Here is a 4,521-nt window from a genome sequence, read left to right on the forward strand (position 1 = left end):
CATCTTAGATGAGGTGACCGCCCTCCTATCACCCCCAGATGGGGGATCGGAGCGGTTCGCTTCCACTGATGGGAACAGAAAACCCGATGCCCGGCGTCACGGCCATGCGCGCTTCGTCGCGGCACGGTCGCGACAGGCTTGGGTTGGCAGCGGCCTCAGTTGACGCTATCCCTGCGGTCCATGCCCCGTCCCATGATCAAGATCGCGATGCCGGCCCCCCTCTTCCGCGTCACCTTCCTTCTCGCCAGCCTCGCCGCGCTGCCGGCCGGCGCCGCCACGGTCGACACCATCGCCCGGCAGGCGATCCTGATCGACACCACCACCGACACGGTGCTGATGGAGAAGGCGGCGGATGAGCGCATGCCGACATCGTCGATGAGCAAGATGATGACGGCCTATCTGGTCTATGACGCACTGCGGGACGGCCGGATCACGCTCGACACCAAGTTCCCGGTCAGCAAGAAGGCCTGGCAGACCGGCGGGTCGAAGATGTTCGTCCAGGTCGGCGACAACATCCGGGTCGAGGACCTGCTGCGCGGCCTCCTGATCCAGTCCGGCAACGACGCCGCGGTGGTGCTGGCCGAGGGCCTGGCGGGGTCGGAGACCGCCTTCGCTGACCAGATGAACGCGATGGCGAAGAAGCTGGGCATGAACAGCAGCCATTTCGTCACCGCCAACGGCCTGCCGGACCCGGAGCACTATTCCACCGCCCGCGACCTGGCGATCCTGGCGGAGCGGATGATTACCGATTTCCCGCAATACTACCGCTACGACGGCGAGCGGGAGTTCACCTGGAACAAGATCAAGCAGGGCAACCGCAACCCGCTGCTGTATCGCGACATGGGCGTGGACGGGATCAAGACCGGCCACACCGATTCCGGCGGCTACGGCCTGACCGCCTCGGGCGTGCGCGACAACCGCCGGCTGATCCTCGTGGTCAACGGCCTGCCCAGCATGCAGTCCCGCGCCGATGAGGGGGCCCGCCTGCTGGAATGGGGCTGGAACCAGTTCCGCCTGTACCCGCTGTACAAGGCTGGCGCCACGGTCGACGAGGCGTCGGTCTGGCTGGGCGCCGAGGACAAGGTGCCGGTCACGGTGGCGCATGACCTGGCCATGACCATGCAGCCGGCCGATTTCGACAAGATGACGGTCACTGCCCGGTTCCAGCAGCCGATCGAGGCGCCGATCGCCAAGGGCCAAGTGCTGGGCGAGCTCGACATCGCCCCGCCGGAGGGGCCGGTGCGCAAGGTGCCGCTGGTCGCCGCCCAGGACATGGCCGGGGCCTCGATCTTCCGCGCCCTCGGCATGAAGCTGAGCCTGCTGCTGGGCCTCTGACCCCCTGCCATCCGCGCCGCCCCGGCTCGCGGCGCTTTCGATCAGGTCGGCGTCGCCTTCGGTCAATGAGGGGCGCCGCCGCCGCGTAGCATCGCCTGCATTCGAGCCCGTCCGCCGAGAGACGGGCCGCAGGCGAGGACCAACCGGCGGATGCCAGCGACCGCGGCCAACCCGACATCCCCGTCCGACCGGACGATCGCGGCGCCGCTCAGGCTGCACCGCGAGGCGGTGCGGGCCGAGTGGACCGACTACAACGGCCATCTGAACGACGGCTACTACGCCGTCATCTTCAGCCACGCCACCGACGCCTTCCTGGAGTTCGCCGGCATCGACGCCGCCTACCGGGCGCGCAGCCGGCGCACCGTCTTCACCGGCGAGATGACGATCCGTTACCGCCACGAAGCCCATGCCGGCGACGAGGTGGCGGTCGAGACGCGGCTGGGCGCGATGGACGCCAAGCGCTTTACCCTGCATCACGTGATGCGCCATGCCGCATCCGGCACCGTGCTGGCCGAGAGCGAGGTGCTGAACCTGTCGATCGACGCGACCATCCCCAAGGTCGCGCCGTTCGAGGCCGAGATCCATGACCGCTTGAGCGAGATCCGCGCCGCCCACGAGGCGGCGGCGGAGGACGAGAAGGGCTGACCGAGGCCACCGTCCGCACCGAACAGACAGGAGGCTACCATGAGCGCAAGACACCTCATTTTCACCGCAACGACGATCGCCGTCCTGGCGCCCGCCGGCGCCGCCCTGGCTGACGACGCGGCCTGCAAGGCCGTGAAGATGTCGGATGTGGGCTGGACCGACATCACCTCGACCACCGCCCTGGCCAACACGGTGCTGACCGGGCTGGGCTACGAGCCGAAGATCGACATGCTGTCGGTCGCGGTCACCTTCGAATCGCTCAAGAACAACCAGGTGAACCTGTTCCTCGGCAACTGGATGCCGTCGCAGACCGAGATGGTCGACCCCTATCTGAAGCAGGGGGTCGAGCTGGTCGGCACCAATCTGGCCGACGCCAAGGTGACGCTGGCGGTCAATCGCGAGGCCTATGAGGCCGGGGTCAAGGACTTCGCCGACCTGCAGAAATTCGCCGACAAGTTCGGCAAGTCGATCTACTCGATCGAGCCCGGCTCCTCCGCCAACAAGAATCTGTCGACCATCATCGGCAAGAACGAGTTCGGCCTTGGCGACTGGAAGCTGGTCGAGGCCAGCGAGCAGGCGATGCTGGCCCAGGTCGACCGGGCCACGCGGCGCGGCGAATGGGTGGTGTTCCTGGGCTGGGCGCCGCACCCGATGAACATCAAGTACAAGATCGACTATCTCAGCGGCGGCGACGCCTATTTCGGCCCGAATTACGGCGGTGCCACGGTGCGCACGCTGGCCAACCAGAAGTGGCTGGACGGCTGCCCCAACCTGAAGAAGTTCGCCCAGCAACTGGTGTTCGACCTGAACACCGAGAACCAGATGATGTCGATGATCCTGGACGGCGGCATGGAGCAGAACGCCGCCGCCCGGAAGTGGCTGAGCGAGAACCCCGACCTGCTGACCAAATGGCTCGACGGCGTCACCACCATCGACGGCAAGCCGGGCCTCGAGGCGGTGAAGGCCTCGCTGAAGAGCAGCTGAGCCGGCCGGACCGGGCCCGCCGCAACGGGCCCGGCCGTCCGATCGCTTCTCAATAAACGCGCTCCTTCGGCGGGATGGGCGCGACCTCGTTGGACAGCGGCTGCATGTGGACCGGGCGGTGGTCCAGCCGGACCCCGCCCGCCTCATCCAGCCAGGCCAGGCTGTGCTTCAGCCAGGCCGTGTCGTCCCGCTTCGGATAGTCCTCGCGGGCGTGGGCGCCGCGGCTCTCGGTCCGGCCGATCGCCGAATGCAGGCTGACCACCGCCTGCTGCAGCATGTTGTCCAGCTCCAGCGCCTCGGCCAGGTCGGTGTTGAACACCATCGACCGGTCGGCCAGGCCGAGATCGGCCCGCATCGGGCCCGCGGTCTCCCCGAGCTTCCCGAGCCCCTCCTGCATCAGCGGCCCGTCGCGGAACACGGCGCAGTGCCGCTGCATGATCCGCTGCATCGCCAGCCGGATCTCGCCGGCGCTGGTGCCGCCCTTGACATGGCGCACCCGGTCCAGCCGGTCGATCGCCTTCTCGGTCGCCGCCGCCGGCAGCGGGGCGTGGGTCTCGCCCGGCCGCACCGTCGCCGCGGCCCGCTGCGCCGCCGCCCGGCCGAAGACGATGATGTCGAGCAGCGAGTTCGACCCCAGCCGGTTGGCGCCGTGCACCGAGACGCAGGCCGCCTCGCCGATCGCCATCAGCCCGGGCACCACCGTCTCCGGATCGCCGCCGCGCAGCGTCGTCGCCTCGCCATGCAGGTTGGTCGGCACCCCGCCCATGTTGTAGTGCACGGTCGGCAGCACCGGGATCGGCTCCCTGGTCACGTCGACGCCGGCGAAGATCTTCGCCGTCTCGCTGATCCCCGGCAGCCGCTCATGCAGCAGGTCGGCGCCGAGATGCTCCAGATGCAGCAGGATGTGGTCCTTCTCCGGCCCGCAGCCCCGCCCCTCGTTGATCTCGATCGTCATCGACCGGCAGACCACGTCGCGCCCGGCCAGGTCCCGCGCCGTCGGGGCGTAGCGCTCCATGAACCGCTCGCCTTCGGAGTTGGTCAGGAAGCCGCCCTCGCCCCGCGCGCCTTCGGTGATCAGGCAGCCGGAGCCGTAGATGCCGGTCGGATGGAACTGGGTGAACTCCATGTCGGCCAGCGGCAGCCCCGCCCGCAGCACCATGGCGTTGCCGTCGCCGGTGCAGGCATGCGCCGCGGTGCAGGAGAACCAGACGCGGCCGTAGCCGCCGGTCGCCAGCACGGTGCGGTGGGCGCGGAACCGGTGCAGCGTGCCGTCCTCGACATTCCAGGCCAGCAGGCCGCGGCAATTGCCGTCATCGTCCATCAGCAGGTCGAGCGCGACATATTCGACGAAGAACTCGGTGCGGTGCTCCAGGCATTGCTGGTAGAGGGCGTGCAGGATGGCGTGGCCGGTGCGGTCGGCCGCGGCGCAGGTGCGCCGCGCCATCTGCTTGCCGTAGTTCAGGGTCTGGCCGCCGAAGGGACGCTGGTAGATTAGCCCGTCGGCGGTGCGCGAGAACGGCACGCCAAACCGCTCCAGCTCCAGCACCGCCGGCCCGG

Annotated in this window: 4 protein-coding genes; 3 read left to right on the top strand and 1 reads right to left on the bottom strand. The window is 68.7% G+C overall.

Features of this window, described 5'->3' with window-relative positions:
* Positions 1 to 207: 207 nt before the first annotated feature.
* From ABDW35_RS32725 to choX, 3 genes are all read left to right on the top strand, one after another.
* A complete protein-coding gene (locus ABDW35_RS32725) occupies positions 208 to 1,335 on the top strand; it encodes a D-alanyl-D-alanine carboxypeptidase family protein (protein ID WP_343718034.1) in 1,128 nt (375 codons plus the stop codon).
* Positions 1,336 to 1,485: 150 nt separating this feature from the next.
* On the top strand, positions 1,486 to 1,980 hold the full coding sequence (locus tag ABDW35_RS32730) for a thioesterase family protein (RefSeq protein ID WP_343718035.1): 495 nt from the start codon (positions 1,486 to 1,488) through the stop codon (positions 1,978 to 1,980).
* 39 nt (positions 1,981 to 2,019) lie between these two features.
* Positions 2,020 to 2,964 (top strand): choline ABC transporter substrate-binding protein, encoded by a 945-nt coding sequence (choX, locus tag ABDW35_RS32735; RefSeq protein WP_343718036.1) that lies wholly within the window; start codon positions 2,020 to 2,022, stop codon positions 2,962 to 2,964.
* A 49-nt stretch (positions 2,965 to 3,013) separates the two neighbouring features.
* On the opposite strand, the gene sdhA is transcribed toward choX, so the two are convergent.
* Positions 3,014 to 4,521: succinate dehydrogenase flavoprotein subunit (gene sdhA / locus ABDW35_RS32740; protein ID WP_343718037.1), on the bottom strand; the 1,508-nt coding region annotated here is incomplete at its 5' end.

The organism is Inquilinus sp., assembly GCF_039594555.1.
Lineage (GTDB): Bacteria > Pseudomonadota > Alphaproteobacteria > DSM-16000 > Inquilinaceae > Inquilinus.